At 41.4% G+C, this 2,867-nt stretch carries 2 protein-coding genes; both read right to left on the bottom strand.

The window, feature by feature from the left end:
• Nucleotides 1-435: 435 nt before the first annotated feature.
• The gene (gene infC, locus Q0296_RS01490) at nucleotides 436-954 is read right to left on the bottom strand and encodes a translation initiation factor IF-3 (protein ID WP_009295104.1); all 519 of its coding nucleotides are present in this window, start codon (nucleotides 952-954) and stop codon (nucleotides 436-438) included.
• Complete coding sequence (thrS, locus tag Q0296_RS01485; RefSeq protein WP_298035843.1) at nucleotides 951-2,771, bottom strand: threonine--tRNA ligase; 1,821 nt, start codon at nucleotides 2,769-2,771, stop codon at nucleotides 951-953. The genes infC and thrS overlap by 4 nt, the downstream gene beginning before the upstream one ends.
• Nucleotides 2,772-2,867: the final 96 nt, after the last annotated feature.

Raw genomic sequence — 2,867 nt, 5'->3', positions numbered from 1 at the left:
CAAATTTAGCCTAAAACACTCATACAAGCTATAAACAAATTTTAAAACTCACAAGACGTTTTCAGCACAGCGCTTTTTCTAGTGGCAGCAAGATAATAAAATTCGGACAAGATAATTTAAAATTTGCTAAATTTAAGTCACAAATAAGCAGATGTTGCCAAATTTAACCAGATCGCAAGTGAAAATTTTACCTTAAAGGAAGGTTTTTGTTTTTGGCAAGTGGCTGTATTGGTGATGGCAAGCAAAAATAAAATTTGACAAATTTCATCAAAACCAGCCAAAATTCTCGTCCAAATTTAGTCACCAAAAGCCACCTTGCTTAAATTTAGCAAATATAAAAATGATAGGAATTTTTGAGGAATAGTTATTTATGAGTTTTTGTATTAAAAATTTAATGCAAAAAAGAGCAAGCCCTAGCCTGCTCTTTGTGAGAATTTAACCCTTTTTTGGAGTTACAAGCATATTTACATAACGACCTTCTATTATAGGCTCTTTGTCGCGGTCAGCTTCATCTTTGATCATCTCCCAGACCTTCTCAAGCATGGCTACGCCAGCCTCTGGGGTGCTCATCTCGCGACCCTTTAAAAATACACGAAATTTAACATGTTTGCCATCTTGCAAAAACTCGCTTGCGTGTTTAACCTTGTAGTTTATATCGTTTTGGGCGATCTTGACAGAGAGTTTTATCTCTTTTATCTCGATGGTTTTTTGCTTTTTCTTGGCCTCTTTTTGCTTTTTCTCTTGCTGATAGCGGAATTTACCATAGTCCATTATCTTGCAAACTGGTGGCTTCGCATCTGGCGCTATAAGCACTAGATCAAGCCCAAGCTTGTTTGAGATCTCTAAAGCCTCATCTCTTGAGATGACACCGTATGCCGTGCCATCATCCCCTACACATCTTACCTCTCTCGCCCTTATGTCCTCATTGAGCAATACTTCATTTTCCTTACTCAAAAATGTACCTCACTAAGTTTCTCCTTCGTTAAATTTATAAATTCCGCCAAGCTCATATCGCTCTGCGTCCTAGCCTGTCTGTCGCGCAACGCAACGCTCTTGTTCGCTACTTCGTTGTCTCCTAGCACGACTATCATAGGCACCCTTTGTTTTTCTGCCGTTCTTATTCTCTTATTTAAACTCTCATTTTTACTTGCGATCTCGCTATCGACGTTGATCTTTCTTAGCTCGCGTGAAATTTCTTTTGCGTAGTCTAAATGCGCGTCGCTAATAGGCACGATGACGACTTGCGTAGGAGCTATGAAAAATGGTAGCTCACCAGCAGTGTGCTCAAGTAAAATTCCTATAAATCTCTCAAAACTACCAAGCAAGGCTCTGTGAAGCATTACAGGGCGCTGTCTTTCGTTATTTGCGTCGATGTAGCCTAGATCAAAGCGCTCTGGCAAGTTAAAATCGACTTGTATCGTGCCGCACTGCCACTTTCTCTTAAGCGCATCAGTGATCTTAATGTCGATCTTTGGTCCATAAAATGCGCCGCCGCCCTCGTCGATGCCGTATTTAAAGCCATTTTCATCAAGAGCTTCTTTTAGCGCTTTTGTAGCTGTATCCCAAATTTCATCGCCGCCGATCGCTTTGGCTGGCTTGGTTGATATCTCCATCTCATAGTGGAAGCCAAAATTTTCCATTATCGTGCCAGCAAATTTTAAAATTTCTAAGATATTTTCTTTGATCTGGCTTGGCATACAAAAGATATGTGAGTCATCTTGTGCAAATTCTCTAACCCTGAAAAGTCCGTGAAGCACGCCGCTTTTCTCATGGCGGTGCACGACGCCGTATTCAAAAAATTTAAGCGGCAAATCGCGGTAAGAGCGGATGTCACTTTGATAGACTTTGATGTGACCAACGCAGTTCATCGGCTTGATGCCATACTCTGTCTCATCGATCGTTGTAAAGTACATATTTTCTTTATAGTTTGCGTAGTGGCCGCTTCTTCTCCACACGTCAGCCTTTAAAAGCTCAGGACCACGCACTGGCTCGTAGCCGCGGTCGCGGTGAGCTTTGTATAAGAGTTGCTCTAGTTTTGATCTTAAGCGTCCGCCATTTGGCAGCCAGATAGGCAAACCGCCGCCCACTTCTTCATCAAATGTAAATAGCTTCATCTCGACGCCAAGCTTTCTGTGATCGCGCTTTTTAGCCTCTTCGATGATGCGGATGTGCTCTTTTAGACTCTCTTTGTCTGCATAAGCTGTGCCGTAAATTCTAGTTAGCATCTCACGGCTCTCATCGCCGCCAAGATATGCCCCAGCCACGCGTGTAAGCTTGAAGAATTTTAAAAATTTAGTATTTGGTAGGTGCGGTCCGCGGCAAAGGTCTTCAAAATCGCCTTGCGAGTAGCTACTCACTTCGCCATCTGGAATTCTTTTTAAGACCTCTTGTTTTAGATCGTCGTTTTTAAATTTCTCACTCATATTAGCTTTGGTTGAGCAGGTTTTAACGATGTCAAATTTCTTCTCAGCAAGCTCTTTCATCTTATCTTCGATCGCTGCTAGATCGCTCTCGCCTAGCTTCGTGCCCTCGTCATCAACTCTAAAATCATAATAAAATCCATCTTCTACGTTTGGTCCGACAAAGAATTTCGCCTTTGGATAGAGTGATTTGATAGCTTGTGCCATGAGGTGTGCACAGGAGTGTCTGATAACGTGTAGTGCCTCTTTTGAGTTGTCAAAATAGATAGGCTCAGCACTACTCTCACGCCCTGCGATACTTTGAGTATCGACTATTTCGCCATTTAGTTTGTATGCGATGATATCGCTCATTGTTTTTCCTTATATCAAATTGTCTTTTTTACGATAAAAGAACGATTAAGGATTTTATCGAAATGGGCTTTAAGCTAAACTTAATAATTGCTAAGC

This window comes from uncultured Campylobacter sp., from assembly GCF_937890585.1.
In the GTDB taxonomy this organism is placed as follows: domain Bacteria; phylum Campylobacterota; class Campylobacteria; order Campylobacterales; family Campylobacteraceae; genus Campylobacter_A.
The sequence above is the reverse complement of the archived record's forward strand: the minus strand, read 5'-3'. Positions and strand labels throughout refer to the sequence as shown.